Raw genomic sequence first — 25,706 nt, forward strand, 5'->3', positions numbered from 1 at the left:
AGGAGCCTTCCAGTAGCACTTATAGCTTGAATTACTTGGAGGATCTCGTTAAGGCTTCCAGTGCCAGTGAAATTCTCGTTTTAGAGTTCTCCACTGATATGCCTCTGAAGCTTAGCTTTGAGCTTCCAAATGAGGGTAGGATAACATATTACCTTGCACCTAGAGTTGAATGATGCTAGGGTAATACTAAAATAACTATTTTCATTTAAGTCCTATTGTGTTAACCTCCTATGTCTCTTTCCCGTGAAGATTTAGCGAAGTACCCCTTTTGTAGGGAGGCTAGGGAGTATATTTCCAGTTTAGGTTTCACCATAGATGAGGTTTTCCATCCAGACTTCTCAACAATCCTTGATAGGGCTTTTGAGAGGATTGAGAGTGCAATTAGGGTTGGGAGGGTTGAAACGAAGCTTGTGGATCTTGATTTGGAGATATTCTCCTTCAATATTGCTCCAATAATATTGTCTGTTATTGGGGATAATGCTTTGTCCATGAGGTATGCTGTTGCTGAAGCTAAGAGGGTTTATGAGGAGCTTAGGGTTGATGAGGATTATAAGCTTCAATTAATCTCTGTGAATAGCTTCAATTGGAGGGTTAAGCTTATTCGTCCAAGTGCATTTCAAATATTCTTTGCAGACTTCCTCCAATTCTCCCCAGTTTTTGAGGCTTTCAATTGGAAGCTTGTTAATAGGAGTGTTGTTGGCGGATGGGTTTATGTGAGTAGGGGGGAGCTTGCTAGGCTTATTTCTGAGAGGGTTAAGAGTGAGATATTTAATAAGTCTAGTCAACCTATGCCAAGTATAACTGTGCCTAGTAATGTTTTGGATAGGATTGAGGGGTTGAGGAAGATTTTCTCCAGTTATAGGAAGGTTCTTGAGGCTGAGGAGGTTAAGGGTCCCGTGGTTGAATCTGCGATGCCTCCATGTATACGTAGTTTGATGAATGGGCTTTTGAAGGGGGAGTCCATGCCCCATATGGCTAGATTTACATTGGCAACATTCCTACTTAATGTTGGTAGGAGCGTTGATGATGTGATTAAATTGTTCACTGCTTCAGCAGATTATGATGAGAAAATGACTAGGTATCAAGTTGAGCATATTGCTGGTTTGAGGGGTTCTAGAACCAAATACTCCACTCCCAAATGTAGTACTCTTAAAACTTTTGGATTATGCTTCCCAGATGATTTCTGCATTTCCAAGAGGGTTAAGCATCCAATGACCTATTATAAATTGAAGGTTAAGGGTTCTGGTGTTAGAGATGTTGAGAAGGGAAGATCTAATTAGGAGGCTGTTTAGGGGGTATTATTCCTCCGCCTCCATTGAGGCTCCAAATGATATTGGTAGGAGGGAGTTTGGATTCATATTTATTGGTCAGGAGGGGATGAGGAGGCATATGTCCTTTAAGAGTGTTGATGATTTGAAGAGTTTTATGGTTAGGGAGACTCCATTACACGCATATTTTTCATCTGCATACTACGATTTCCCAGATGTTGAGGATATGGATGGTAAGGTTTGGAGGGGGGCTGACTTGGTATTCGATATAGATGCTGATCATATTCCAACTCCATGTAAGCGTGAGCATGATTCTTGGAGGTGTATGGATTGTGGATATAGCTCCATGGGCATGGCCCCTGAAGAGTGTCCAAAATGCTCTTCCAGGAGGATTGAGGTTGATTCTTGGCTTTGCGATTTCTGTTTGGATAAGGCTAGGGAGGAGGTTTTCAAGCTTGTTGAGGAATTCTTAGTATCGGAATTCGGCTTCTCAACTGGGAACATATTAATCGTATTTTCAGGTCATAGGGGGTATCATGTCCATGTTAGGGATAAGGTTGCTGTGGAATTGAGTCTTGAGGCTAGAAGGGAGATAACGGATTATGTTAGGGGGGTTGGATTATCCCTGGAGCTTCATGGATTCCCATCCAGATCGATTAGGGATGTAACTCCACCTTCACTTTCAGATCCTGGGTGGCGTGGGAGGCTTATTAGAGCCTTATATGAATTTATAAGTTCAGCTTCATTCAGCGATTTGGAATCCATGTTTAATGAGAGGATTGCAAGGCTCATATATGATAATAGGGGTGAAATATTATCCTCCTTTGAGTCTTCTCCGCCAAGGTGGCCTAGGATAAGTGGGTTGCCAGCCTATGTTTGGAGTAGGATTGCTTCTAGGGTTGTGGGTGAAGCTGCTGTGCATATTGATGAGCGTGTAACAAGTGATATTAAGCGTTTGATGAGACTTCCATCATCTCTTCACGGTAAGACTGGGCTTATAGCTAAATCCATGTCCATATCTGCTTTAAGTTCTTTCCAACCATTATTTGATGCTTCAGCCTTCGGTTTTGAGGATTTAAAGGTTCACGTTTCACATATGCCTAGGATCTGTATTGGTGGAAGTTTTTATGGGCCTTATAAGGATGTGGATGTAGTGCTCCCAAAGACCATTGCAGTTTACTTGATATGTAGGGGTTCTGCAACTTTATTAAGTTGATGGATATATATTTTAATTGTGGTTTACGGTTATGTATAATGATATACTTGAAGCTTTAAAGAATGAGTTGGAATCATCAAATCTATCCCGATTGCCAAAGGATTTCTACATTAATGCTAGGCTTTACATTAAGGGGTTGAGGGATAAAATTGAATCTTCGCAGGGGGGTTCAGCTGATATTTTGAGGGGGGAGCTTGATTTAGCCATCAAGATGGTTTCATTGATCTTCAAGTTGAGGGTTTATAAGATTGTTAGGGGGATATTTATGGGTTTATCAACTCCACCTGAGGGAATTCTGGATGAGGAGTTGGATGCCTACATCAAGATTAGGGAGGCTATTCAAATGTCTTTACAGTCCTTCTCCTCTTCCATGAACTCCATGGAGGACACTACAAAAAGAATATTAGTTCGTTTTACAGCAAGTGTTCCAGCATTTGTCGGGGTGGATTTAGTGGTTTACGGCCCCTTCGAACCTGAAGATGTGGCTAACATACCTTTAATAAATAGTGAAATATTAATTATGAAGGGTGTTGCTGAGAGGTTGGAGGTGTAGGTATGAAGGTTCCGGCTGTAATGATGAAGTATTGCCCAAGATGTAATGCTCATACCGAGCATACTGTTACGCTATATAAGGCTGGTAAACGTAGGAGTTTAGCTCAAGGTGAGAGGAGATTTGCAGCTAAGAATAAGGGTTATGGTAGTAAGAGGGCTGCTGAGCAGAAGAGGTTTGCTAAGGTAACTAAGAAGCAGGTTTTAAAGTTGAAGTGTAAGAAGTGTGGGCATATTCTTCATACTGAGGGGATTAGATTGAAGAGAATTGAGATTGAGGGGTGAAATCTTGTTTACTGGTGTGAAGAAGAGGAAGGTGCTCATACCTGAACCTAAAAGTAGATTTATAGTCGTATCATGCCCCGACTGTGGTAATGAGCAAATATCCTTCGATAGAGCTTCAACTGTGGTTAAATGTAATATTTGTGGTAGGGTTCTAATTGAGCCAACTGGCGGTAAGGCTAATATTAAGGGTAAGGTTGTTAAGATTTTAGGTTGATTTGAGGTGTAGCTGTATTGTCTGTTAAGGGTAGGGATCTGCCTGAGGTTGGTGAGCTCGTAATAGCCACTGTAACTGAAGTTTTTGATAAGGGTGCATATGTCAATTTGGATGAATATAGCAATGTGAGTGGATATGTGCCTATAGGTGAGGTTGCATCCACATGGGTTCACAATATAAGGGATTACTTGAAGGAGGGGCGTAAGGTTGTTTTAAAGGTTATAAGGGTTGATAAGAGTAAGAGGTATGTTGACCTCTCCCTTAGGAGGGTTAGTGATAAGGAGAGGAAGGATAAGCTTTTGGAGTGGAAGAGGTTTAATAGGGGGGAGAAGCTCCTCGAACTTTTATCTCAGAAGGCTGGTGTAGACTTGAATTATTTAAAGTCTGAAATTGCACCTAAACTTGCATCAGCTTTCGGGGATGTTTTGGGCGGGTTTGAGGAGGCTGCTAGATTTGGTTTAGCCCCCATAGTAAATGCTGGGGTGCCTAGGGATTTAGCTGAATATATCGTTGATTTGGCTAAGGAGAATATTGAGCTTAAGGAGGTTAAGGTTGCCGCTATACTTCAATTGACTTCTGAGGCCAGTGATGGCATTGTGAGAATTATTGAGGCTTTAAAGGCTGCTAAGATGAAAGCTGAATCCATTGGTGGTGTTAAATGTAGAATTTATAGTGTTGGAGCCCCAAGGTATAGGGTTGACATTTCAGCTAGAGATTATAAGGTGGCTGAGGAGGCTTTGAAAGCCGCTGTGGATGCAGCTTTACATACCATATCATCCCTCGGTGGTTCTGGAAGTTTTAAGAGGGTTTGAGGGTTCCATATGCCATGGCTTTTGAGGAAATGTGTATCCTGCGGATCTTACACTCTAAATAAGGAGAAGTGTCCATATTGTGGTGGTGAAGTTAGGATTCCCCATCCACCCAAGTTTTCCCCTGAGGATAAGTATGGTAAGTATAGGAGGCTTATGAAGAAGCTTTCTCAGGGTAATGTTAAAAATGGTTGATTTTGTTTATGCCATTATCTAATAGTTTATTTTGTATACGAATACGAATCCATGGGATGATTGGAATACTAGTTCGAAGTGTTCTGGTTTCGGTATTCTTATCCCCCATGAAGCCCAAAGTTCGCTTCTGGTATTGAATATTAGCCTATATAGGGTTGTTTGGGGTGCTTTTGGCCCTGTGGGTAGGTATACTCCGTATTGGCTGTTGTATGTCATGTAGTCTGTTACGTTTAATCCAGCTATCCTAGCCATCCAATATGATTTAACGAAGTCACCCCACCCTCTACCTCCAAATAGGAATCCCGTGTTTGGATCGAAGGCTTCGAATACTACGACGTGTGTTGCCCCCATCTCCTTGAGTAGTCTTAGGGCTTCTGTCTCATTGGATAGGAATGCTTGTGCAATCTTCTTTATCCTCCCCTCATCCATTGTTGAGTTGTCTGCGAGTGTGGTTTTGTTGGCTATGGTTGTTATCCAGTATCCATAATCCCACCATGAAGCTACAACTGCATCGTTCGGTAGGTTCTCCCTCATCCATAGCAGTGCCTCTATCCAGTCTAAGTATTCATTGCTTACTGGTAGTGATGATGTGATTATCTGTTGTGGTGTTGCAGCCGCCTCCCTCCACCCTATTACTGGGATTATTAGTGCTGCTGAGAGCACTATTAGTATTAGTATGTTGCCTCCAATCCCCCCTCTATCCCCCCTCCTCCTCCTTCCGGAAGTTCTAACTTCCATTATTCTCCCTATGTTTTGTGTGTATACCACGTCTATTAGATGTGCTGAGAGTATTGTTATGAATGGTGCTGCAAGCATCATCAATCTCGCCATTGTGGAGGAGAAGTATGCTGATGTCAGTCCACCTATGATAATGAATATGTCCGCTTCTCCACCGCGCTTCCATAGGTAGTATAGTCCTGCAGCGGATATTGGTATTAGTAGTCCGTATTGATAGTATATTTGGCTCCATGTTGGTGCTTGATGTTCAGCCACAGACTCCACTAGTGGTATCGTCTCCCTTTGGAATGGGTTTATTACGGTCAGTATTCTTCCTGTTAATGTGGATAGCATCCCTATTCTCTCAAGGATTATTGCCCCTGCAATTCCCACTGCCAGTATTCCAGCTAAGCCAATTATCCTCGTATTCTTGTCCTTTACGTTTTTCAATATGTCCCCTATGGTTAGCATTAGTGTTGTGGCTATTGGTAGGATTGTTGCGTAGCTTATCATGTACTTCCTTGAGAAGTATGGGTATTGGGCTGAGATCATCATGGCTACGCCTATTGTTAAAGAATAGCTTTTCAGTAGCTTCCTATTATATTTCCCAAGTATCACCATTATTGCTACATATGCTGCATATAGGTTTAGTAGGTATATGCTTCCACCCCAACTTATGTTCATGTATGCTAGGGATAGGCCGCTGAGTATTGGGTATATTATGTTATCGCTCTTTAGTGCTTTAATCCAGAATAGTATGCTTAAAGCCATGGCGAAGAATCCTACGCATTCATTATCGTAGAATCCAGCTGTGGTTCTCTGCATGAATGCTGGGATTGTTGCTAGTAGTAGTGCTGCAATCATCCCTGCACCATCCCCATCTATCTCTCTACCTATAAAGTACACTATGAGTACTGTTAATCCTCCAAGTATTGCTGGCATTAATGCACATGCTTCCATTAATGTTATGTTGAATCCAAGTATCCTTATGATCGTGTAGAATATGCTTCCAGTTAATGGCACCCCTAGGTATGATGTGTCTGGTACGCTCCTACCATTTGGATACCAGCTCATCTTATCATACCATGTGAACCATGCTTGGATTCCATTGTCAACTATGTATTGGGTCATTCTATATTGGTAGTATGTGTCGTATTCGCTTAGGTATGGTCCATACCTTATTACTGGTAGCATCCTTATCCATACTGCCAATACTATTATTGCGGTTATCGTTATGACTTTTAATGATATTCTCAAGGCTTTGCTTCTAAGTCTTTCAGTCAATGTAATCCCCAATATACTTTTATTCAAAACTTTTATATACATATGTTTCACTCACCTATTTATGAATGGTGTCTGGGGGATGGATCGGAGCCAAATTTAAATCTTGAATTACAAATTATTCTGATACTGTTTTGTTCTATATGTATGTGGTGGTGGATTTTATGGGTGTAGTGGGAACTATTGAGAGGGATTATAGGGGTTCAAGGATTGAGGAGGAGATATTCAATTGGTGGAGGAGCAATGATGTATACTTGAAGGTTAAGGAGAGGCTTAAGGATAAACCTAAATTATACTTCTTGGATGGCCCACCATACGTTACAAACCCGATACATGTGGGTACTGCTTGGAATAAGATATTGAAGGATGCCTTCCTGAGATACTTTAGGATGGCTGGATACAATGTTAGGGATCAGCCTGGATATGATATGCATGGTCTACCGATAGAGGTTATGGTGGAGAGGAAGCTTGGATTGAAGACTAAGAAGGAGATTGAATCTTTGGGTGTTGATAAATTTGTTGAGGAGTGTAAGAGGTATGCATTGGAGAATTTGAAGATTATGGAGGGGCAATTTAAGGATTTAGGTGTCTGGATGGATTGGGATAAGCCATATATGACCATAGACCCAAATTACATTCAAGCTGCATGGTGGCTTGTTAAACGTGCATATGAGCGTGGGCTTCTATCTGAGGGTTACATGGTCTTCCACTGGTGTCCAAGATGTGAAACCGTTCTCTCGGGTTATGAGGTTACAGATGAGTATCGTGATGTTAGGGATCCATCAATATATGTTAAGTTTCCAGTGGAGGGGAAGAGTGGGGAATACATATTGATTTGGACTACAACTCCATGGACTCTCCCCTCCAATGTGGCCATAATGGTTAATCCAAAGGAAACCTACGTTAAGGTTCAGGTTGGGGATGAGAAGTATATACTTGCTGAAGCCAGATGTGAGGCTGTGTTTAATGAGGTTGGATTGAGCTTCAAGGTCTTGGAGAAGTTTAGTGGAGCTTCCCTGGAGGGGTTGAAGTATACTCCAGCTCTACTCGATGAGGTTCCAGCTCAACGTAAGATTAGGGGTGTGCATAGGGTTGTTTTAAGTGAGGAGTTTGTGAGTATGGAGGAGGGGACTGGATGCGTTCATTCAGCTCCAGGGCATGGTGAAGAGGATTTCATAGTTGGCTTAAGGTATGGGCTTCCAGTACTATGCCTCGTGGATGATAGGGGTATATTCACTTCTGAAGCTGGGAAGTATGCTGGTAAAAGCATATGGGATGCCAATGCTGAGATAATTGAGGATCTTAAACGTAAGGGGCTACTATTACATCAATCTTGGATTGTACATAGGTATCCGCATTGCTGGAGATGTAAGTCTCCATTGATATTGAAGGCTACGACTCAGTGGTTTATAAGGGTTCCTGAAATTAGGGATGCCCTCATAGCTGAAAATGAGCGTGTGGAGTGGATACCTGAATGGGCTGGTAAGAATAGGTTTAGGAATTGGCTTGAAAGTGTCCGTGAATGGGTTATATCTAGGCAGAGGTATTGGGGTATACCTATGCCCATATGGAAGTGTAGTAATTGTGGGGATTTCGTTGTGATCGGATCCATTGAGGAGCTTAAGAGCATGTCCCAAAGCCCATTGGAGTTGAAGGATCTCCATAGACCTTGGATTGATTCTGTCACTTTGAAGTGTGGTAAGTGTGGTGGAGTTATGAGGAGGGTTCCAGATGTTCTGGATGTTTGGATGGATTCCAGTGTGGCTTCATGGGCTTCACTCAACTTCCCAGTTTCTAGGGAGGAGTTTGATGAGTGGTGGCCTCCATACTTCATTTTGGAGGGGCCTGATCAGACTAGAGGGTGGTTCTACACTCTACTTGTAAGTGGATATATTGGTTTTGGGATAGCTCCATACAAGAGGGTTTTAATGCATGGTTGGTCTCTTGATGAGCAGGGTAGGCCAATGCATAAATCTCTTGGGAATGTTATAGCTCCAGAAGAGGTTTTCAATAAGTATTCTAGGGATGCATTGAGGTTTTATGAACTTCAATGTACTCCATGGGAGGATTTGAGGTTCTCCATGAAGGAGGTTGAGGAAACCCATAGGGCTTTAACGATAATGTGGAATGTATACTACTTTGCAAGTTTATACATGAATCTCGATGGATATTCGCCTCAAAAGTATCCTCTCCCCTCCATGATTGATCATCTTCAACCTGAGGATCGTTGGCTCTTAAGTAGGTTTGAGTCTATTGTTAAGCATTGTAATGAGAGTATGGGTAAATTGCATATACATGAAGTGGCTAGGGCTGTTAGAAGCTTCGTGGTTGATGATCTTAGTAGGTGGTACATTAGGCTTATTAGGAGGAGGATTTGGCTTGAGGGTGATGATCCAAGTAAAAATGCTGTTTACTCAGTTCTATATCATGTCCTACTTAGATTGCTTAAACTATCTGCACCGATAATTCCATTCATAACTGAGAAGCTTTATCAATCCATATTTAGAGTTGCCGATCCATCGCTTCCAGAGAGCATTCACATGTGCGATTGGCCTAAGCCCATGGAAGAGTTCATTGATGAATCTCTCTTGAAGAGTATGGAGATAGTTAGGGATGTGGTTGAAGCATCATATAAGGTTAGGCAGGATAAGAGGATAAAGCTGCGTTATCCACTTAAGGAGATGATAATAGCCACAGATGATCCTGAAGTCGTCAAGGGTATAGAGTATTTCAGGAATGTCGTTATTGATCAGGGGAATGTTAAGAATTTGAGCTTGATATCACTTTCAGAGGCTTCCAAGTTTAAGGTTTACGATGTCCTAGTGAATTACTCATCACTTGGACCTAAGTATAAGGGGCTTCTCCCAAAGATATTGTTGAAGATAGAATCCATGGATGCATATTCCATTAAATCTGAAATGGATTCCAAGGGCTATGTAACCCTCAATGTGGATGGTGTGGATGTTCAATTGTCCAAGGAGGATTTAACCTTCGAGGAGAAGGTTAAGGAGGGATATGGATATACGAAGTTTAAGTATGGAGAGCTATATCTGAATTGCTCCATAGATAGGGAGCTTATGGCTGAAGGGCTTGCTAGGGATGTTGTTAGAAGACTTCAAGCCATGAGGAAGGATCTAGACCTACCTGTAGATGCATATGTGGATGCATATGTCTGTGTGGAGGATCCTGAGACTTTAGAACTTTTGAAGAGCATGGAATGGTACATATTGAGGGAGGTTAGAGTTAGAAATCTTAGTTTGGGGTTAAAGAAGCCGCCTGGAACATATTATGAGAAAGTGTGGGAGATAGGGGATCAAGTGTTTGGGATGGGTATATCATGGGTGAAGTGAAGTCCAATAGGAAAAGGGTTGGCTTAATAGTGAATCCAATAGCTGGGATGGGTGGAAGGGTTGGTCTTAAGGGTACTGATGGCATTGAAGTTTTGGAGAAGGCTATCAAATTGGGCGCTAAACCAGTTTCCCCTGAGAGGGCTAAAATATTCCTCGATTATTTGAAGAAGCTTAACTTGGACATCGAGTTAATCACATATCCAAAGCTTATGGGTGAATATGAGGCTCTGGAAGCTGGCTTCAAACCCACGGTGATTGGAAGTGTTGGTGAGAGGACTAGTAGGGAGGATACTGTGAAGGCTGCTAAGCTCATGCATGGCATTGGGGTTGACTTAATTGTTTTTTGTGGTGGTGATGGAACTGCAAGGGATATTTGTGAAGCTATTGATTTAAACGTTCCCGTATTAGGAATTCCAGCTGGTGTGAAGATGTATTCAGCGGTATTCACATTTAACATTGAAGATGCAGCTAGGATCGTTGCAGAATATTTGGCTGGGAATTTGTCTGTTAAGCCTATGGAGGTTATGGATATTGATGAAGAGGCTTTCAGATGTGATAGGCTTTCAATAAAGCTTTATGGTTACCTATTAGTCCCATATTCCCCTGGATATGTTCAGAGAGCTAAATCTCCAACTATGCCTATGGATAGTGAATTGGAGAATCAGAGGGGGATTGCCAAATATGTTTTGGAGCTTATGAAGCCTGACGTCCTATATATTCTTGGCCCTGGAACTACTGTTAAAGCTATAACTGATATGCTTGGCTTGGATAAAACTCTCTTGGGCGTGGATTTAATGCTCAATTTCAAGATTGTAGCTAAGGATGTATCTGAAGCTGATATATTGCGTTTTCTTGATGATGGTGGTTTTAGCAAGGCTTGCATAATAGTTTCCCCAATTGGTGGTCAGGGGTTCATATTTGGTAGGGGGAATCAGCAGATAAGTGCAAATGTCATTAGGAGGGTTGGTGTGGATAACGTAATTATTGTTGCCACTTGGAGTAAGATTTCCAATTTAGATGCATTGCATGTGGATACTGGGGATTTGGAGCTTAATGAAAAATTGAGGGGTTATAGGAGGGTTATCGTTGATTATAGAGAGGAGATTGTTTTTAAGGTTGTTTAGTGCTTCTCCAATGTCTTTATGTATTCCCTATATTTCTCTGCGTTCATCAAGTTTTTAACTTCTTCATTTAGCTTTTCAGCTTTAATTACTGCCATCCATCCTTCTCCATATGGGTCTTTATTTAAGAGTTCTGGTGAACTTTCAAGTTGCCTATTAACCTCCACAACTTCCCCGCTTACTGGGCTGTATACATCTGAGACTGCTTTAACTGATTCTATGCTACATAGCCTCTCGAATTGTTTAACTTTCTTCCCAACTTGTGGTAGCTCTACGTATACGATGTCTCTAAGTTCTTTTTGTGCGTAATCGCTTATCCCAACTCTAACACTACCATTTTCTATTTTAGCCCATTCATGTTCCTTCGTATAGTATAGTCCTTCCTTTACCACTACCTTTTCATGGGACATTCTTCCTCCTCCTCCCATATTCCTCTTCATTATAGAATGGCCAGTCGACTATTTTAGCCTTTACCCTCCTCTCTCTAATAACCACTTCCACTTCCCTACCAATTTCATCGTATTTTGGTTTAACGTATCCCATTGCTATTCCAATGTTTAGTAGTGGTGAGTATGTGCCGCTGGTCACAACCCCTATCTTTTCGTTTTCGCACCATATTTCGTAGTGTGGTCTCGGTATCCCCTTTTCAATCATTTTTAATCCCACTCTAACTTTCCTCAATCCTTCATTTAGTTGTCTTTGTAATGCTTCTCTACCAATGAACTCCCCTTTATCCATTTTCACTGCGTAGTCTAGTTTTGCTTCGAGTGGTGTTGTATCTTCATCTATGTCGTTTCCATATAGTACTAATCCAGCTTCAAGTCTAAGTGTATCTCTTGCTCCGAGGCCGCATTCTTTTAATCCATATTCTTCTCCAGCTTTGAGTATTTCCATGTATATCTTTATGAGCTTTTCACTTTCACCCTTTGGAATTCTCCATATGGTTACTTCAAATCCATTTTCACCTGTATATCCGGAGTTCGATATTATGGCTTCATATCCCATTATTTTGCATGTGGCTAGCCTCCAGAATGTTAACTTCTTTAAATCTATATCCACAATTTTCTGCATGATCTTCTCAGCGTATGGCCCTTGTATGGCTAGCATTGGAACTTCGAAGGTTACATCTTCGATCTTAACTTCATATCCCTTTGAATTTTGTGTTAACCAATTGTATATCTTCTCCCTATTTGATGCATTGGTTACAAGGACATACTTATCTTCAGTTATCCTTTGTAGCATTACGTCATCCTTTATCCCACCATTCTGGTTACATATTGTGGAATAGTGCATTCTGCCTGGCTTTAATTTTTCAACATTATTTGTTGTTACGTAGTTTAGGAAGTGTGTTGAATCTTTCCCTTCTATCAACATTCTCCCCATGTGTGATACGTCGAATATTCCAGCCTTATTTCTCACAGCTAAATGTTCTTCAGTTATGCTTGTGAACCATAGTGGCATCTTCCAACCTACAAATTCAATCATTTTTGCTCCTCTACTCTCAAATAGGTCTGATAGGTGGGTCTTCAACATCGATCATTACCGTTTTTAGATATCCGTTAATCTGGCTTTTTAACCCTTTCTATTCACGTGGATCAGTTATTCCTTCCTCTGTTATTTGGAATACTGCTTCTGCTTCAGGTAGGTATGGGCTATCCACCAGTCTAGCTATCCTCTTATTTTCACTGCTCTTCCTCAAGTATATTCTTGCTCCTGGAACGTGGAAGAGTACATGTCCACCTACAGCTCTTGTTGGGTCTCCGAAGAATGCGTCTGGTCTAGCCATAACTTGATTTGTTACGAATACGGCTACGTTGAATATGTCCGCTAGTCTTGCCAATGCATGTAGGTGTCTATTTAGTTTTTGCTGTCTATCTGCTAAGCTTTCCCTACCAAGATATTCTGCTCTGAAATGTCCTGTAACGCTATCCACAACTATTAACTTTATGTTCTTCTCATCTATTATATCCTTTGCTTGCTCCACCAGTAGCATTTGGTGATCTGAATTGTATGCTCTTGCAAATATTATGTTTTTCAATGCCTCCTTTGGATCCAGCCCCTTCGCCATGGCCATGGCAACTATCCTTTCAGGTCTAAAGGTTCCTTCACAGTCTATGTATAGTGCTCTCCCCCCAAGCCCCCCTGCTTCTGGTGGTAATTGAACGTTTACTGATAGTTGATGTGCCAATTGGGTTTTCCCACTTCCAAATTCCCCGAAAACCTCTGTTATTGATTGTGTTTCAACTCCTCCACCGAGTAATCTATCTAGGTTTTTGCTTCCAGTACTTATCCTATTCACTTTTAACCTCTGCTCATATATTATGTCTGCAGTTTTGAATCCCAATTCCAATGCTGATCTGGCGGCCATAATTATTTTCTGTGCGACTTTCTCTCCAAGTCCTGTGGCTGCCATGATTTCTGCTGGTGTTGCTATGGCTATTGCCTCTATGGTTTTATATCCTGCCTCTATAAGTTTTTGTTCTGTGGCAGGTCCAACTCCCGGTAGGTCTGATATACTTCTTATCTTCTTAACCTTCTTCTCCTCCACCTTCTCCTCCTTTCCTTCTTGGATTTTTACCATCCTCCCATTATCTTCTAATTGCGGATACCTATATTTTTAATCTTCCCATTTCTGCATGTACTCCAGTTGCTCCTTTGTGGGTTCATCTATCCTTATTCCCATCGATTGAAGTTTTAGTTTTGCCACTGTCTGGTCTATCTCCACTGGTACTTCGTATAGTTTTCGTTCAAGCTTCCCCTTATTCTCCACTAGATATTTTACTGATAGTGCTTGGTTTGCGAAGGACATGTCCATAACTTCGCTTGGATGCCCTTCGGCTGCAGCTAGGTTTACAAGTCTCCCCTCGGCTAGCAAATATATTTTCCTCCCATCCCTCAAAGTGTATTCATCTAGATTTTCCCTCAACCTCTCTTTCGACACTGATATTTCCTCAAGATCCTTTATGTTTATTTCAACGTTGAAGTGTCCACTGTTGGCCAGTATTGCTCCATTACGCATCTTCTCCATGTGCTCTCTTCTAATGACATTTATGTTTCCAGTGGCTGTTATGAATATGTCTCCAATTTCTGCTGCTTCACTCATGGGTAGGACTCTAAATCCATCCATAACTGCTTCTAAAGCTTTTAATGGGTCTATTTCCGTTACTATTACGTTTGCACCCATACCCCTAGCCCTCATGGCTATCCCCCTTCCACACCATCCATATCCAGCTACAACTACATTCTTCCCTGCCAATAGTATGTTGGTTGCCCTCATTATTCCATCTATTGTGCTTTGTCCAGTTCCATATCTATTGTCGAATAGGTATTTGGTTTTAGCATTGTTTACCGCTATTACTGGATATTTGAGTTTCCCCTCTCTCTCCATGGCCCTTATCCTTATTATCCCTGTGGTGGTTTCCTCAGTCCCCCCAACTATGTGATTTGCATAATTGAGTTTGTGGGCTTCCACTGTTATGTCTCCACCATCATCCATGGTTATATCTGGGTTTATTTTGAGGGCTTCCCTTATATTCTCCATATATTCGCTTTCACTTTCCCCCCTCCAGGCATAGACATCTATCCCCTCCTCCACGAGTGCTGCTGCAACGTCATCTTGTGTTGATAGTGGGTTTGAAGCTGTTAAGGCTATTTTGGCCCCTCCAGCCTTCAATGTCTTCATGAGTACAGCTGTCTCCTTTGTCACGTGTAGGCATGCTGCTATCTTAATTCCCATTAATGGCTTCCACTTAATCATTTCTTCCCTAATCTTCATGAGGACTGGCATTCTCGATTCAGCAATCCTTATCTGCATTCTCCCCTTGTCTGCCAGTTTTGGATCCTTTATTTTTGGCATTACCTTTTCACCTCCCCCTTAACCTATTTATAAGTTCCTCTTTAGCTTTTTCAGCTTCCCTAATAACTTCCTCCTCCCTCAAAGTTTTTATTGATCTATTCTCCATGACAATTTCCCCATCGATTATAACGTGTTTTACATCTCCACATCTAACTGCGTATACTAAGTGGCTTAGTTCGCTATATATTGGTGTTAGGTGTGGTTTACCCAGTTCTACGGCTATTATGTCAGCCTTCTTCCCCACCTCTATGCTTCCAATATGTTTATCCCATTTCAAAGCTTTTGCACCATTTATTGTAGCCATCTTTAATGTTTCATGGGCGGGTAGTGCTGTTGGGTTTAATGTAACCCCCTTCTGGATTAATGATGCTATTTTCATGGCTTCAAACATGTCTAGTGTATTGTTGGAGCATGGTCCATCAGTCCCTAGAGATACCGTTACCCCCGCGTCCAGTAGTTTTGTTATTGGACTTATTCCTGAAGCCAATTTTAGGTTGCTTACTGGGTTGTGTGAAACCTTAACATCTCTAGCCTTCATTATAGCTATATCTTCATCTGTTAGCCATACGCAGTGTGCTGCTAAAACGTCTTCTGATAGGAATCCAATGTCGTTTAGGTATTTGAATAACCCCATTTCAGTTTCGACATTGTACTTCTCCTTCACTGTTTTCGCTTCATCCCTTGTTTCAGCTACATGTATGTGCATTATGATCTTCTCTTCGTCTTTTAGTTCCCTGTTCTTCCCGTTAACGTATTCCCTTATTTCCATTAGATATTTTGGGCTTACTGTGTATGGTGCATGTGGTGAAGCTGCAACTTTAATTCTCCAACCCCCCTTACCATGCCATTTCCTAATTAAATCCTCCATAAGCTTGTAATCTTCATCTTTCCTCCAATCGAAGAATGTGTGTGATATTACGCCTCTAAGTCCAGATTCATATACTGCTTTTGCCTCATTGTAATCGTATTTGTAATGGTACATGCTACATACGGTTGTCGTTCCACCTTTAATTGCCTCTAGGGCTGATAGTTTAGCTCCAATGTATATGTCTCTTTCAGTCATCTTTGCTTCCAATGGCCAAACCCATTTCTCAAGCCATTCGCTTAATCGTAGATCGTCTGCATATCCTCTGAGTAGGCTCATGGCTATATGTGTATGTGTGTTTATTAGTCCTGGCATTAGTATGCAGTCTTCCATGTTTAGCACTTCATATCCATGATACTTCCACCTAATATTGCTATACTCTCCAACATCAATTATCCATGAATCTTCAATTACTATGCATCCATCCCTTATAATCCCCCTACTTCCCATGGTCACTACGGATTTACCCTTCAATATGTATTGCATGACCTTCCACCTGGGTAAATGTTAAGCCCCAATTAGATATAGAAAACTTTATGTTTAATGTTTTTGTATATGGGGTTGTGGATGGAGATTTGAAGAAGAGGATAAGCGATTACAGTTATGAGGAACTTTTGGATAGAGCTTTATCTAGCGTTAAGGTTAGTGGTGGGGATAGGGGGGTATTCAGCTTACCGAAAATTTCAGTTTCCATAATGGGTGGCACAACTATGGTGAGTGGTTTCATGAGTGTGGTGGAGTACTTTAATAGGGATGTTAAACATGTTTTAAGCTTCCTTTTAAAGGAGCTTGGAGCTGCCGGCACTATTAGTGGTGATAAGTTGATTCTTCATGGGAGGTATAGTGGATCCTCAATTGAAAATACATTGTTAAAGTATGCTAAGACATATGTTATCTGTCCAGTTTGCGGTTCAAAGGATACCTACCTCACGAAGGAGCGTAGAGTCACAATACTGGTTTGCACTGCTTGTGGAGCTAGGACTAGTGTTAGTGGTAAGGTGTAGTGGGTTGAATGAATCTTCTGAACAAAAGTTTTACATTAACTTCTGGAGGTATGGCAAGGATCTCATGGTTGTTGCATGCGATTCTGAGATCCTTGGGGCAAAGCTTGAGAGTGGTGATTTAAAGATTATAGTTAGCAAGGAGTTTTATGGTGGTATGCTCGTGGATTCACGTGAAGCTTTAAATTATTTGAAGTCTGCCTCCATAATTAACATTATAGGGGTTAGAATTGTTAAATTGGCTTTGGAGGCTGGGTTAATTCATAAGGATGCCATCATCACGATAGGTGGACAGCCTCACGCACAATTTATAAGGGTGAACCTGTAAAATTATGGTTTACGGTGATCTATTGACTAGATTCTGCTCCATATGCGGTAAACTTGAATCCCCTGAAATGCCGTTAGTGGATAATCTATGTTGGGATTGCTATAAGGCTAGGAATAGGATGATAATTGTACCTAAGGATTTAACCATGGAATTCTGTGGTGTATGTGGCTCATATAAGTTACATGGAAAATGGGTTAAGCCGAGGGGGGTTGAGGATCCGAAACTCTCCTCGGCAATGGAGTTCGTTGAGGAGTATGTTAAGTTGAGGGGTTCTGGATCTCTGAAGGCTTTGGAAGCTAGGAGTATTGGTGGAGGTAAGGTTTCAGTTCTAGTTAGGGCTCATGGAACTGTGGATTCAAGGATACCAGTCTACGATGAAGAGCTTTGGGTTGATGTTAATGTGAGGAGTGTGGTTTGCCCAAGATGTACTAGGGTGGCTTCAGGATACTTCTCCTCAATAGTCCAAGTTAGAGCTCATGATAGACCTCTCACTCAACATGAACTTTCAATTGTAAATGAAATTGTTGAGAAGGTTTTGAGCTCAGAATCTGATAGAAGTGGGGCTGTATTGAATTATAGGGTTGAGGCTGTTAAGGGTGGATTGGACTATAAATTCGATAACTTTAGATTGGCTAGGAGGGTTGCTGATGAAATTCATAAACGTTTGGGTGCTTTAATTAAGGAGAGTCATAAAGTTATTGGTTTTGATGGCTCTAAAGGCTCTAGGATATCCAGATTATCCATATCCGTTAGGCTTCCAAGTTTCTCCATTGGTGATATCATCAGCCTTAATGGTAGAATTGCCAGATATGAAGGGTTTAGTGGTGGTAAATTCTTGTATTATGATTTGGAGTCTGGTGGTAGGGGGTCTGTGAATTATAGGGATGCTTGGCATGGGGATGTTAGCATTGAGGTTGTATGTCGATCCCATGAGTTGTATTCAGGTTTCGTTAACTCCATTACCGATGATGATATTGAAATCATAGATTCCTCTGGTAGGGTTTATAGGGCTTTAAAGCCATCAGCTTTCGATGTTGAAGTTGGAAGTCACGTTAAATTCATGGTTTTTAATGGTAAAATCATTATAGTATCAAGGGGGAAGTAAACCTATTAAACGCTAACCTTTTATTTAAGCCATAAACATCTATTATGTGATACCCATGGATAGGGATGCTAGTAATTCCAGTGAATCAAAGGTTAGACCCCTTGGTGAAGGGGAAATTCTAGGCGTCATAATAAACTTTCTAGGTTTCGATAGGGCTAGAGTTAAATGTGCTGATGGAAACATTAGGATATGCAGGATTCCAGGTAGATTCCGTAAGAGGATGTGGTTTAGGGAGGGGGATATTGTGGTGGTTGTGCCATGGGATTTCCAACCTGAATCCCGCGGGGATATAGTTTGGATGTACACTAAGAGTGATATTGAGAAGCTTAAAGCTGAAGGTCTACTGCCAAAGGATTTTGACATTGAATCCCTAAAGTCTTAAGTTTGCATGGTTTTGTTTATGAGTTGGGATATTGATCGTGTTAGAGATGAGCTTCATAAGATAGATTATAGGAGGAAGAAGATCAAAGATTCAGATATGTTTGAAACTGTTGAGGAGGTTTTCGATTACTCCACATTAATGATACTATATGACCTTTTTAATAGGGGGGTTTTAAGCGTCATGTATGGTGTTGTCAACTCTGGTAAGGAGGCTAGAGTCTATTGGGCTAAGGATAGAAGTGGATTGGATCTCGCAGTCAAGATATACTTGACATCTACCTCAGAGTTTAGGAGGGGGATGATGACGTACATTGTGGGGGACCCTAGATTCAAAGTTACAAGTGGGAAAACTAGGGATATAATATATACTTGGGCTAGGAAGGAGTATTCAAATCTAGTTAAGGCTTATAATGTTGGCGTTAGGGTTCCGAAACCCATAACCGTTAAAGGCAATGTTCTTGTAATGGAGTTTATAGGTGTTGATGGTGTCCCTGCACCCCTACTTAAAGATTACACCCCCGCGGATATTGATGCATTCTTCAATGTCTTAATGGATTATGTTTCCAAGCTGTATTGTAAGGCTAGACTTGTACATGGGGATTTAAGTGAATACAATGTTATGGTTTTCAATGAATCTCCAGTTCTCATAGATTTTGGGCAGGCTGTGGATTTAGCTCACCCCCTAGCTGAAGAGTTATTAGTTAGGGACGTAAAGAATTTATTGAACTTCTTTTCCCGTATGGGTGTTGAAACCCCAGATTTGGAGGAGGCTTTACAATGGGTGAAGGGGGGAGGAGGGTAATTAGAGAGTACGTGTCTGTACCCCCAGATAGGATTGGTGTAGTTATTGGGGATAGGGGGACCATCAAATCCCGCATAGAAGAGAGTACTGGGGTAGCATTAACTGTGGATTCATCTTCAAGCTCCGTTATGCTTGAAATAGATCCAGATAAAACTCCATACGAGAATATGATGAAAGCTAAGAACATCATTACAGCCATCGGTTATGGCTTTAGCCCTGAGAAGGCTTTTAAGCTTCTTGAAGATGACGTAATTCTAGACGTTATTGACTTAACCATATATGTTGGTACATCTAAGAATCATTTGACCAGAATTAAGGGTAGGATTATTGGTGAGAATGGGAAGACTAGGAAGATAATTGAAGAATATACTGGCACGTTTGTGTCCGTATATTCCAATTACGTTGCAATAATAGGTACATATGAGAATGTTAGTGTTGCTAGGAGGGCTGTGGAGATGCTTGCTTCAGGTAAACCTCATAATGCCGTTTACTCCTTCCTTGATAGGGAGAAGAGGAGGCTTAAGAAGCTGGAATTTGAATTGTGGGAGAAGAGGAAGTTTTGATAATTTAGAAACCTATTTTAATACACTATTTACACCAAATATTTTATTGGGAGCTGGATGTCTAAGGATGTTAGGGAAGTTTATGAGGCTATAAGTCCAGCTGACTTCTTCTATCGTAATAGGGAGATTGCTGGTTTCGATAATCCTGTTAGAGCCACATATACCATTGTCCGCGAACTTGTGGAAAACTCATTGGATGCCTGTGAAACTCATGGGATTTTACCATCAGTTTATGTCAGTTTAACTGAGACTGGTAGAGCTGGTGTATATAGGATTAGGGTTGAGGATAATGGTTGTGGAGTGCCAAAGGAGTATATTCCCTCAGCATTTGGGCAGGTGCTTTTTGGGTCTAAGTATGTTTTGAGGCAGACTAGGGGGATGTTTGGTTTGGGTGGCAAGATGGCTATACTATATGGTCAGATTACCACGCATAGTTCCGTTAAAATTATTAGTGGGACTGGTGGTCCAGTGAAGTATCAATGTGAATTGATGATTGATATTCAATCCAATAAGCCCATACTCCTTCGTGGAGGCATTAAAACTTTGCCAAACCCACTTTACTGGCATGGAACTATAGTTGAATTTGAATTTGAAGGTGATTATTCTAGGTCTAAGAGTAGAATACTCGAATACTTTAGGCAAACTGCCATAATACTCCCCTATGCAAATATATCCTTCATAACCCCAGAGGGCGTTTACTATAGGTTTTTAAGGGTTACTGATAAGCTCCCTAAGATTCCCAAGGAGATTCTGCCTCACCCTAAGGGTGTTGATGTGGAGTTGGTTAAGAGGCTTATAAAGAGGACTAGGAGTGATAAGATGGTGGACTTCATATCCTACAATTTCCATAGGGTTGGTAAGAAAACTGCTCTTGACTTGTTGAAGCATGCAAAGATAGATCCAAATAAAGATCCTAGGGAGCTCACTTCAGATGAAATTGTTAAGCTTGTTAATGCCATGAAGCGTTATGATAACTTTCTCCCTCCAGATGCATCTTGCCTCTCCCCCATAGGCCCTGAATTATTGGTTAAGGGTATTGAGAAGGAGCTTAAACCTGAATTTGTATATGCTGTTCAACGTAAGCCTTCATCATATTCCGGTCATCCATTCATAGTTGAAGCTGCAATAGCTTATGGTGGGGGTATTCAGCCTCCTAAGCCTGGTGAAATAAACCTGTATAGGTATGCCAATAAAATTCCATTGCTTTATGATGCTGCAAGCGATGTTTCATTCAAGGTTATTAAATCCATAAAGTGGAATAGGTATAGGATCGATCCGGAGATGCCCATAGCCTTCTTCGTTCACATAGTTTCAACTAAGGTTCCATATAAGACTGTGGGTAAGGAGTTCATTGCCGATATACCTGAAGTTGCCTATGAAATTGAGTGGGCTTTGAAGACTTGTGCTAGGAAGCTTAAATCGTACTTGATCAATAAGGTTCGTAGGATTGCTATTGAACGTAGGATTAATGTTTTGGAGAAGTATCTTCCGAAGATCGCTCAATTTTCAAGTGAACTTGCTGGGAAGAATCCATCAAGCATAAATGTTGAGAAGATTATTGGGAGGTTGAAGAGATGAAGCGGGAGGAGGTTTTGGCTAGATTAAGGGAGTTTGGATTAAGCCTATATGAACAGATGAGTAGGGGGGAATTCCCCAGGGTTAAGTTGAAGAGTAGGACTTTGAAGAATATAGTTTATGACCCTGAATCGAGGCAATTCGTACTTGGTGATAAAACTGTCGTTAGGAGTGGTGCCAATATTCGCCAGATAAAATCGTTAACCCAGCTTGTTTGGGTTGCATACTTCGCTTACAATTCCCTTAAGGCTAATCAACCCACAACTTTGAGGGATCTATACTACAATTCTGAAGCATTCGGTATAGAGTTTAAAGATCAGTCTGAATCCAACGAGATAGTTTCAGATTTGGAAACTGCATTGGGTATTCCAAGGGAGGATTTCATGATATACCCTGAGGAGCGTAGTGCAGTTTTTGGAGACCTAGTTATAGAGTACACTCATCCCGACCCAGACTATTATGGTAAGAGGATAAATCTTTCATCTCATCCGGATGGTGTGATGATAGGTCCAGCTCTACTTTCAGCAGAATTCGTTGAATGTAATGCTGATAAGGTTATAGCCATAGAGACTGGAGGTTTATTCACAAGGTTTGTTGCTGAAAAGGTTCATAGGAGGTTCAATGCAATCCTCATTCACACTGCGGGTCAAGCCCCAAGGTCTACACGTAGATTTATTAGGAGGCTTAACATGGAACTCGGATTGCCAGTTTACATTTTGACCGATGCCGATCCATGGGGGATGCATATCGCTATGGTTATAATTTCAGGGTCTGCCAATGCTGCTCACATAACTGATTTGAATACCCCTGATGCAAAGTGGATTGGAGTTTGGGCTACGGATATAACCAAGTATAAGCTTCCCACAGAACCTATGGATGAGAGGGATATTGCTAGGCTTGAAGTTTTGCGTAGGGATCCAAGGTATAGAGATCCATTCTGGTCTAGGGAGATTGATGAGTTTGATAAGTTGAGGCGTAAGGCTGAGCAGCAGAGCTTTAGTAGGTATGGGCTCTCATATGTTGTAGACAAGTATCTCCCGGATAAGTTAGCTTTGTTTAAGTGACTTTAACTCCTCCTCAAGTATTCTCTTAACGGTTTCATTAACTATTTTGCCATCGATCCTCCCCCTAACTATCCCCATAACCCTCCCCATCAGTAAACCCATCGCCTTCACCCCCCTTTCCCTTATCACATCCTTAACCTTCTCAGCCTCCTCCCTCACGATCTTCTCCAATTCCTCAATGCTTATTCCACCCTTTCCAAGTATCTTAACAGCTTCTTCGACATCTACATTTGGATTAACTGTTATGTATTCAAGTACTTCTGGTATTGCTTCCTTTGCCATTTCACCTCTTCCGATAAGGTCGAATATCTTCTTCAAGCTTTCCTCACTTATGTTTTCCACGGGTAACCCCTTATTCTTCAATGAGTTTATTGTGTAAGTTATTGTTGATGCTATTAAAGTTGCATTTTCACTCCATTTTGCCACTATTTCTTCGAAGAGTTTCCCCCTATCAGAGTCTATTAATTCTTCCGCCAATTTCCTGCTTAACCCATACTTCTCAATGTACCTTCTTATGGTTTCTTCAGGGTCTTCTGGTAACTTTGACTTTATCCTATTTAACATATCCTCAGTTATCGATATTGGCCTTATGTCTGTTTCAGGATACATTCTTGCAGCCCCCGGCATTGGTCTGCTATATCTTGTTGTTCCATCATCATTTGCAGCTCTAGTTTCTTCTGGAACTCCCATTAATGCTTCCCTAGCCCTCTGCACTACTGCTTCTAGGGCCCTCCTACAGTTCTCATATTTTCCACACACAATTACTATTGCATCATCATCCTTTACATCCATATACTCTTTAATCCTATTTAGTTCTTCTTGACTTATTCCGTAGCCGGGTAGTTCATCGCTATGTATTATCCCCTCTACACCTCCAAATAGTTTAGCCCTTTCAGATAGTTCCGTTCCAAATCTCCTGTTTGGCTGTATTTCCATTCCAAGTAATCCTTTAAACTTTTTAAGTTTAACTGCATATACTCCTCCCCCCTCCATTATGCTCTTCCTTATTAGTTTCGATTTTGATTCTTTAAGTGTCTCTGTAATGTCAATTATTTTTTCTTCTAATTCATCTGCTTTTACACCTCTCCTAATTAGTTCATCCCTTATTTCTAGGAGTTTTAATTGTCTTTGAACTTCGTATTCCACGATTTTTGGTATTAAGTTTAGGTCTTGAACTCCCTTAACTTCAATTCTAGCTCCATTGGATATTGATATGTTTAGGTCTTGTCTTATAGTTCCAAGCCCCCTCTTAACCATTCCGGTGGCTCTGAGTATTCTCCCTATCCTTAATGCTACCCTCCTCGCTTGTTGTGGAGTTTTTATTGTTGGAGTTGTGGCTATCTCTATTAATGGTATTCCAAGTCTGTCAAGCCTATAGATTATCCTATCCTTAGTTTCGGATATCTTCCTTGCAGCTTCCTCCTCCAGACATATTGTTTTTATCCCCACATCACCTTCTTCGTCGCTTACGTAGCCCCCCATGGCTACTATTGCTGTCCTCTGGAATCCCGTGGTATTCGATCCATCTATTACCACTTTGCGCATAACATGCACTTCATCCACTGGATTGGATTTCAGCATTAGTGCCACTGTTAAAGCCACTTCCAGCGCTTCTTGATTCAATTCGTGTGGTGGTTCTTCATCCAATTCCACTAGGCATGATGCTTCTTCAGGAACTTCGTATACGTATTCCTTGTGTTTCATGTATTCAAATAATGCTGCTGGATCTATCTCTCCAAGTTCACTCTTTGATGGTCTTAGAAATCTCTTTACAGTTTTGAATTTTCCATCTTCCACCATTATTGTGGGGCATTTGCAGAATAACTTGTGCTTTGTATTTATTTGTTGATGTATTTCTAATCCAACTTTTAACCCAATTTTCTCATAGTAACTTTTGTCTTCACCCATATTCTACACCTCATATTGACTTCTCACACTTATTTCTCCAGCTATGTTTGTAGTCATAATCTCCTTCACTTCCTTCATATCCCTCGTCTTCGCCAATGTCCACATCAATTTTACTAGGGCCGTCTCTGGGATCATGTCTTCTCCAGGTATAACCCCTATCCTCAGTAGTTCAACCCCCCTCCTATATACGTTCATATTTATCCTTCCCCATATGCATTGGGATGTCATTACCACTGGTATTCCATTTTCCACAGCTCTCCTTAATGCTTCAATTATGTTTTGTGGTACATGTCCAAGCCCCGTCCCCTCGATTACTATTCCATGATACCCCTTGTCCACCAGGTAATGTATAATTTCATCTGATATTCCCGGGTGAACTTTTATTAGGGCGACTTTTTCATCGAATTTTGCTTCCAATTTAACTTCACTTGTACTCTTCCTTCTTGGATTATAATCGCTGGTTTGCATGATTATTTCTCCATTGGGTTTTATTGTGGCTAGAGGTTTTCCATTTATTGTTTTGAATGTATCCCTCCTGCTTGTATGGCATTTCCTAACTTTAGTTCCTTTATGTGCTGTGCAGCTTTCATCATCTGATGTGGAGTGCATGACCACGGCGACTTCTGCGAATGGGGCTTTTGAAGCTGCTATTGTGGAGCATATCATGTTTAATGCGGCATCCGTTGATGGTCTATCGGAGGATCTTTGCGCACCAGTTAGTATTATTGGTATTGGTGGATTTCTAATGGCGAAGCTTAATGCTGCCGCCGTGTATCCCATGGTGTCCGTTCCATGAGGTATAACTATCCCATCATATCCCTCCATAATCTTTTCAAAAACTTTTTCAGCTATTTTACACCACATTTGTGGATGCATGTCTTCACTAAATATATTGAAGAGCTGTTCGGTTTCAAGTATTGCTATTTCATTTAATTCCGGTATCAATTCATATAGATCTTCTGGCGTTAGGGCTGGATATACCGCTCCAGTTAAGTAATCCACTCTGCTGGCTATAGTTCCACCAGTCCCAATAACGTAGACTTTTGGTTTATTCTCTACTGCTTTTCCAGTTATTGATGTTTTCAATTCACGTTTAACTTCACCTTCACCAACTCTTTCTATTCTTGTTTCTTCTCTAACTCTAATCCCAATATTGTATCCATTGGACAGCTTTATTACTATGGCATTTCCATCTCCAAGTATTGGTCTCGGCATAAGTATCCCCTCATAAATCTTGGTGCCATCAATCACCC

Annotated in this window: 24 protein-coding genes and 2 pseudogenes; 18 read left to right on the forward strand and 8 right to left on the reverse strand. The window is 41.1% G+C overall.

The window, feature by feature from the left end:
* The 8 genes and pseudogenes from MRT15_RS12540 to MRT15_RS03490 all read left to right on the forward strand — a co-directional run.
* A pseudogene (locus tag MRT15_RS12540) lies at positions 1-173 on the forward strand (hypothetical protein); the annotation flags it as partial.
* A 57-nt stretch (positions 174-230) separates the two neighbouring features.
* A complete protein-coding gene (locus tag MRT15_RS03460; protein ID WP_304327954.1) occupies positions 231-1,280 on the forward strand; it encodes a DNA primase large subunit PriL in 1,050 nt (349 codons plus the stop codon).
* Positions 1,255-2,484, forward strand: coding sequence for a DNA primase small subunit PriS (locus tag MRT15_RS03465; RefSeq protein ID WP_304327956.1), 1,230 nt, complete (start codon positions 1,255-1,257; stop codon positions 2,482-2,484). The genes MRT15_RS03460 and MRT15_RS03465 overlap by 26 nt, the downstream gene beginning before the upstream one ends.
* 31 nt (positions 2,485-2,515) lie before the next feature.
* Complete coding sequence (locus MRT15_RS03470) at positions 2,516-3,037, forward strand: hypothetical protein (RefSeq protein ID WP_304327958.1); 522 nt, start codon at positions 2,516-2,518, stop codon at positions 3,035-3,037.
* A gap of 2 nt (positions 3,038-3,039) precedes the next feature.
* Positions 3,040-3,318 (forward strand): 50S ribosomal protein L44e, encoded by a 279-nt coding sequence (locus MRT15_RS03475; protein ID WP_304327960.1) that lies wholly within the window; start codon positions 3,040-3,042, stop codon positions 3,316-3,318.
* A 4-nt stretch (positions 3,319-3,322) separates the two neighbouring features.
* The gene (locus MRT15_RS03480; protein WP_304327962.1) at positions 3,323-3,532 is read left to right on the forward strand and encodes a 30S ribosomal protein S27e; all 210 of its coding nucleotides are present in this window, start codon (positions 3,323-3,325) and stop codon (positions 3,530-3,532) included.
* A 17-nt stretch (positions 3,533-3,549) separates the two neighbouring features.
* Positions 3,550-4,344: a translation initiation factor IF-2 subunit alpha gene (locus MRT15_RS03485; protein WP_304327964.1), complete on the forward strand. Its 795-nt coding sequence runs from the start codon at positions 3,550-3,552 to the stop codon at positions 4,342-4,344.
* A gap of 9 nt (positions 4,345-4,353) precedes the next feature.
* Complete coding sequence (locus MRT15_RS03490) at positions 4,354-4,536, forward strand: RNA-protein complex protein Nop10 (RefSeq protein WP_304327966.1); 183 nt, start codon at positions 4,354-4,356, stop codon at positions 4,534-4,536.
* Between the two features lie 18 nt (positions 4,537-4,554).
* On the opposite strand, the gene MRT15_RS03495 is transcribed toward MRT15_RS03490, so the two are convergent.
* Positions 4,555-6,579, reverse strand: coding sequence for an STT3 domain-containing protein (locus tag MRT15_RS03495; protein ID WP_304327968.1), 2,025 nt, complete (start codon positions 6,577-6,579; stop codon positions 4,555-4,557).
* Positions 6,580-6,698: 119 nt separating this feature from the next.
* Between MRT15_RS03495 and ileS the strand changes: the two genes are divergently transcribed.
* The gene (gene ileS, locus MRT15_RS03500; RefSeq protein ID WP_304327970.1) at positions 6,699-9,884 is read left to right on the forward strand and encodes an isoleucine--tRNA ligase; all 3,186 of its coding nucleotides are present in this window, start codon (positions 6,699-6,701) and stop codon (positions 9,882-9,884) included.
* Positions 9,872-11,008, forward strand: a complete 1,137-nt coding sequence (locus MRT15_RS03505) for an ATP-NAD kinase family protein (RefSeq protein WP_304327972.1) — start codon at positions 9,872-9,874, stop codon at positions 11,006-11,008. The genes ileS and MRT15_RS03505 overlap by 13 nt, the downstream gene beginning before the upstream one ends.
* On the opposite strand, the gene gcvH is transcribed toward MRT15_RS03505, so the two are convergent.
* The 5 genes and pseudogenes from gcvH to MRT15_RS03530 all read right to left on the reverse strand — a co-directional run bounded on the left by gcvH (position 11,005) and on the right by MRT15_RS03530 (position 16,212).
* Positions 11,005-11,415 carry a glycine cleavage system protein GcvH gene (gene gcvH / locus MRT15_RS03510; protein WP_304327974.1) on the reverse strand — a complete coding sequence of 137 codons (411 nt, stop codon included), beginning with the start codon at positions 11,413-11,415 and terminating at the stop codon, positions 11,005-11,007. The genes MRT15_RS03505 and gcvH overlap by 4 nt on opposite strands.
* The gene (gcvT, locus tag MRT15_RS03515; RefSeq protein WP_304327976.1) at positions 11,405-12,538 is read right to left on the reverse strand and encodes a glycine cleavage system aminomethyltransferase GcvT; all 1,134 of its coding nucleotides are present in this window, start codon (positions 12,536-12,538) and stop codon (positions 11,405-11,407) included. The genes gcvH and gcvT overlap by 11 nt, the downstream gene beginning before the upstream one ends.
* A gap of 49 nt (positions 12,539-12,587) precedes the next feature.
* Positions 12,588-13,550: pseudogene (radA, locus tag MRT15_RS03520) on the reverse strand (DNA repair and recombination protein RadA); the annotation flags it as partial.
* 72 nt (positions 13,551-13,622) lie between these two features.
* On the reverse strand, positions 13,623-14,861 hold the full coding sequence (ahcY, locus tag MRT15_RS03525; protein WP_304327980.1) for an adenosylhomocysteinase: 1,239 nt from the start codon (positions 14,859-14,861) through the stop codon (positions 13,623-13,625).
* Between the two features lie 7 nt (positions 14,862-14,868).
* A complete protein-coding gene (locus tag MRT15_RS03530; protein ID WP_304327982.1) occupies positions 14,869-16,212 on the reverse strand; it encodes an amidohydrolase in 1,344 nt (447 codons plus the stop codon).
* A 77-nt stretch (positions 16,213-16,289) separates the two neighbouring features.
* On the opposite strand from MRT15_RS03530, the gene MRT15_RS03535 reads away from it, so the two are divergent.
* Genes MRT15_RS03535 through MRT15_RS03570 form a run of 8 tightly spaced genes read left to right on the forward strand, consistent with a single transcriptional unit; the run spans position 16,290 to position 22,545 of the window.
* Positions 16,290-16,730, forward strand: coding sequence for a translation initiation factor IF-2 subunit beta (locus tag MRT15_RS03535; RefSeq protein ID WP_304327983.1), 441 nt, complete (start codon positions 16,290-16,292; stop codon positions 16,728-16,730).
* Positions 16,731-16,734: 4 nt separating this feature from the next.
* Positions 16,735-17,055 (forward strand): DUF424 domain-containing protein, encoded by a 321-nt coding sequence (locus MRT15_RS03540; RefSeq protein WP_304327985.1) that lies wholly within the window; start codon positions 16,735-16,737, stop codon positions 17,053-17,055.
* A gap of 4 nt (positions 17,056-17,059) precedes the next feature.
* Entirely contained in the window at positions 17,060-18,160 is a 1,101-nt protein-coding gene (locus MRT15_RS03545) for a 60S ribosomal export protein NMD3 (RefSeq protein WP_304327987.1), read from the forward strand.
* A 55-nt stretch (positions 18,161-18,215) separates the two neighbouring features.
* Complete coding sequence (locus MRT15_RS03550; RefSeq protein ID WP_304327988.1) at positions 18,216-18,542, forward strand: translation initiation factor aIF-1A; 327 nt, start codon at positions 18,216-18,218, stop codon at positions 18,540-18,542.
* 18 nt (positions 18,543-18,560) lie between these two features.
* Complete coding sequence (locus MRT15_RS03555; RefSeq protein ID WP_304327990.1) at positions 18,561-19,343, forward strand: serine protein kinase RIO; 783 nt, start codon at positions 18,561-18,563, stop codon at positions 19,341-19,343.
* Positions 19,319-19,906 (forward strand): KH domain-containing protein, encoded by a 588-nt coding sequence (locus MRT15_RS03560; RefSeq protein WP_304327992.1) that lies wholly within the window; start codon positions 19,319-19,321, stop codon positions 19,904-19,906. Before MRT15_RS03555 ends, MRT15_RS03560 begins: the two co-directional genes overlap by 25 nt.
* 57 nt (positions 19,907-19,963) lie before the next feature.
* The gene (locus MRT15_RS03565; protein WP_304327993.1) at positions 19,964-21,484 is read left to right on the forward strand and encodes a DNA topoisomerase VI subunit B; all 1,521 of its coding nucleotides are present in this window, start codon (positions 19,964-19,966) and stop codon (positions 21,482-21,484) included.
* Positions 21,481-22,545 (forward strand): DNA topoisomerase IV subunit A, encoded by a 1,065-nt coding sequence (locus MRT15_RS03570; protein ID WP_304327995.1) that lies wholly within the window; start codon positions 21,481-21,483, stop codon positions 22,543-22,545. Before MRT15_RS03565 ends, MRT15_RS03570 begins: the two co-directional genes overlap by 4 nt.
* Here the strand turns inward: MRT15_RS03570 and gatE are convergent.
* Both gatE and gatD read right to left on the reverse strand, forming a co-directional pair.
* Positions 22,528-24,453, reverse strand: coding sequence for a Glu-tRNA(Gln) amidotransferase subunit GatE (gatE, locus tag MRT15_RS03575; protein WP_304327997.1), 1,926 nt, complete (start codon positions 24,451-24,453; stop codon positions 22,528-22,530). The genes MRT15_RS03570 and gatE overlap by 18 nt on opposite strands.
* Positions 24,454-24,456: 3 nt before the next feature.
* The coding region (gene gatD, locus MRT15_RS03580) for a Glu-tRNA(Gln) amidotransferase subunit GatD (protein WP_304327998.1) at positions 24,457-25,706 on the reverse strand (1,250 nt) is incomplete at its 5' end.

Origin of the sequence: Candidatus Culexarchaeum yellowstonense (assembly GCF_024707025.1) — an archaeon.
In the GTDB taxonomy this organism is placed as follows: domain Archaea; phylum Thermoproteota; class Methanomethylicia; order Culexarchaeales; family Culexarchaeaceae; genus Culexarchaeum.

Bases quoted from the DNA above. Each gene is read 5' to 3' on its own strand.
- MRT15_RS03460 (WP_304327954.1), top strand. From the start codon at position 231: ATGTCTCTTTCCCGTGAAGATTTAGCGAAGTACCCCTTTTGTAGGGAG.
- MRT15_RS03465 (WP_304327956.1), top strand. From the start codon at position 1,255: ATGTTGAGAAGGGAAGATCTAATTAGGAGGCTGTTTAGGGGGTATTAT.
- MRT15_RS03470 (WP_304327958.1), top strand. From the start codon at position 2,516: ATGTATAATGATATACTTGAAGCTTTAAAGAATGAGTTGGAATCATCA.
- MRT15_RS03475 (WP_304327960.1), top strand. From the start codon at position 3,040: ATGAAGGTTCCGGCTGTAATGATGAAGTATTGCCCAAGATGTAATGCT.
- MRT15_RS03490 (WP_304327966.1), top strand. From the start codon at position 4,354: ATGCCATGGCTTTTGAGGAAATGTGTATCCTGCGGATCTTACACTCTA.
- MRT15_RS03495 (WP_304327968.1), bottom strand. From the start codon at position 6,579: ATGTATATAAAAGTTTTGAATAAAAGTATATTGGGGATTACATTGACT.
- ileS (WP_304327970.1), top strand. From the start codon at position 6,699: ATGGGTGTAGTGGGAACTATTGAGAGGGATTATAGGGGTTCAAGGATT.
- MRT15_RS03505 (WP_304327972.1), top strand. From the start codon at position 9,872: ATGGGTGAAGTGAAGTCCAATAGGAAAAGGGTTGGCTTAATAGTGAAT.
- gcvH (WP_304327974.1), bottom strand. From the start codon at position 11,415: ATGTCCCATGAAAAGGTAGTGGTAAAGGAAGGACTATACTATACGAAG.
- gcvT (WP_304327976.1), bottom strand. From the start codon at position 12,538: ATGTTGAAGACCCACCTATCAGACCTATTTGAGAGTAGAGGAGCAAAA.
- ahcY (WP_304327980.1), bottom strand. From the start codon at position 14,861: ATGCCAAAAATAAAGGATCCAAAACTGGCAGACAAGGGGAGAATGCAG.
- MRT15_RS03530 (WP_304327982.1), bottom strand. From the start codon at position 16,212: ATGCAATACATATTGAAGGGTAAATCCGTAGTGACCATGGGAAGTAGG.
- MRT15_RS03545 (WP_304327987.1), top strand. From the start codon at position 17,060: ATGGTTTACGGTGATCTATTGACTAGATTCTGCTCCATATGCGGTAAA.
- MRT15_RS03550 (WP_304327988.1), top strand. From the start codon at position 18,216: ATGGATAGGGATGCTAGTAATTCCAGTGAATCAAAGGTTAGACCCCTT.
- MRT15_RS03555 (WP_304327990.1), top strand. From the start codon at position 18,561: ATGAGTTGGGATATTGATCGTGTTAGAGATGAGCTTCATAAGATAGAT.
- MRT15_RS03560 (WP_304327992.1), top strand. From the start codon at position 19,319: ATGGGTGAAGGGGGGAGGAGGGTAATTAGAGAGTACGTGTCTGTACCC.
- MRT15_RS03565 (WP_304327993.1), top strand. From the start codon at position 19,964: ATGTCTAAGGATGTTAGGGAAGTTTATGAGGCTATAAGTCCAGCTGAC.
- MRT15_RS03570 (WP_304327995.1), top strand. From the start codon at position 21,481: ATGAAGCGGGAGGAGGTTTTGGCTAGATTAAGGGAGTTTGGATTAAGC.
- gatE (WP_304327997.1), bottom strand. From the start codon at position 24,453: ATGGGTGAAGACAAAAGTTACTATGAGAAAATTGGGTTAAAAGTTGGA.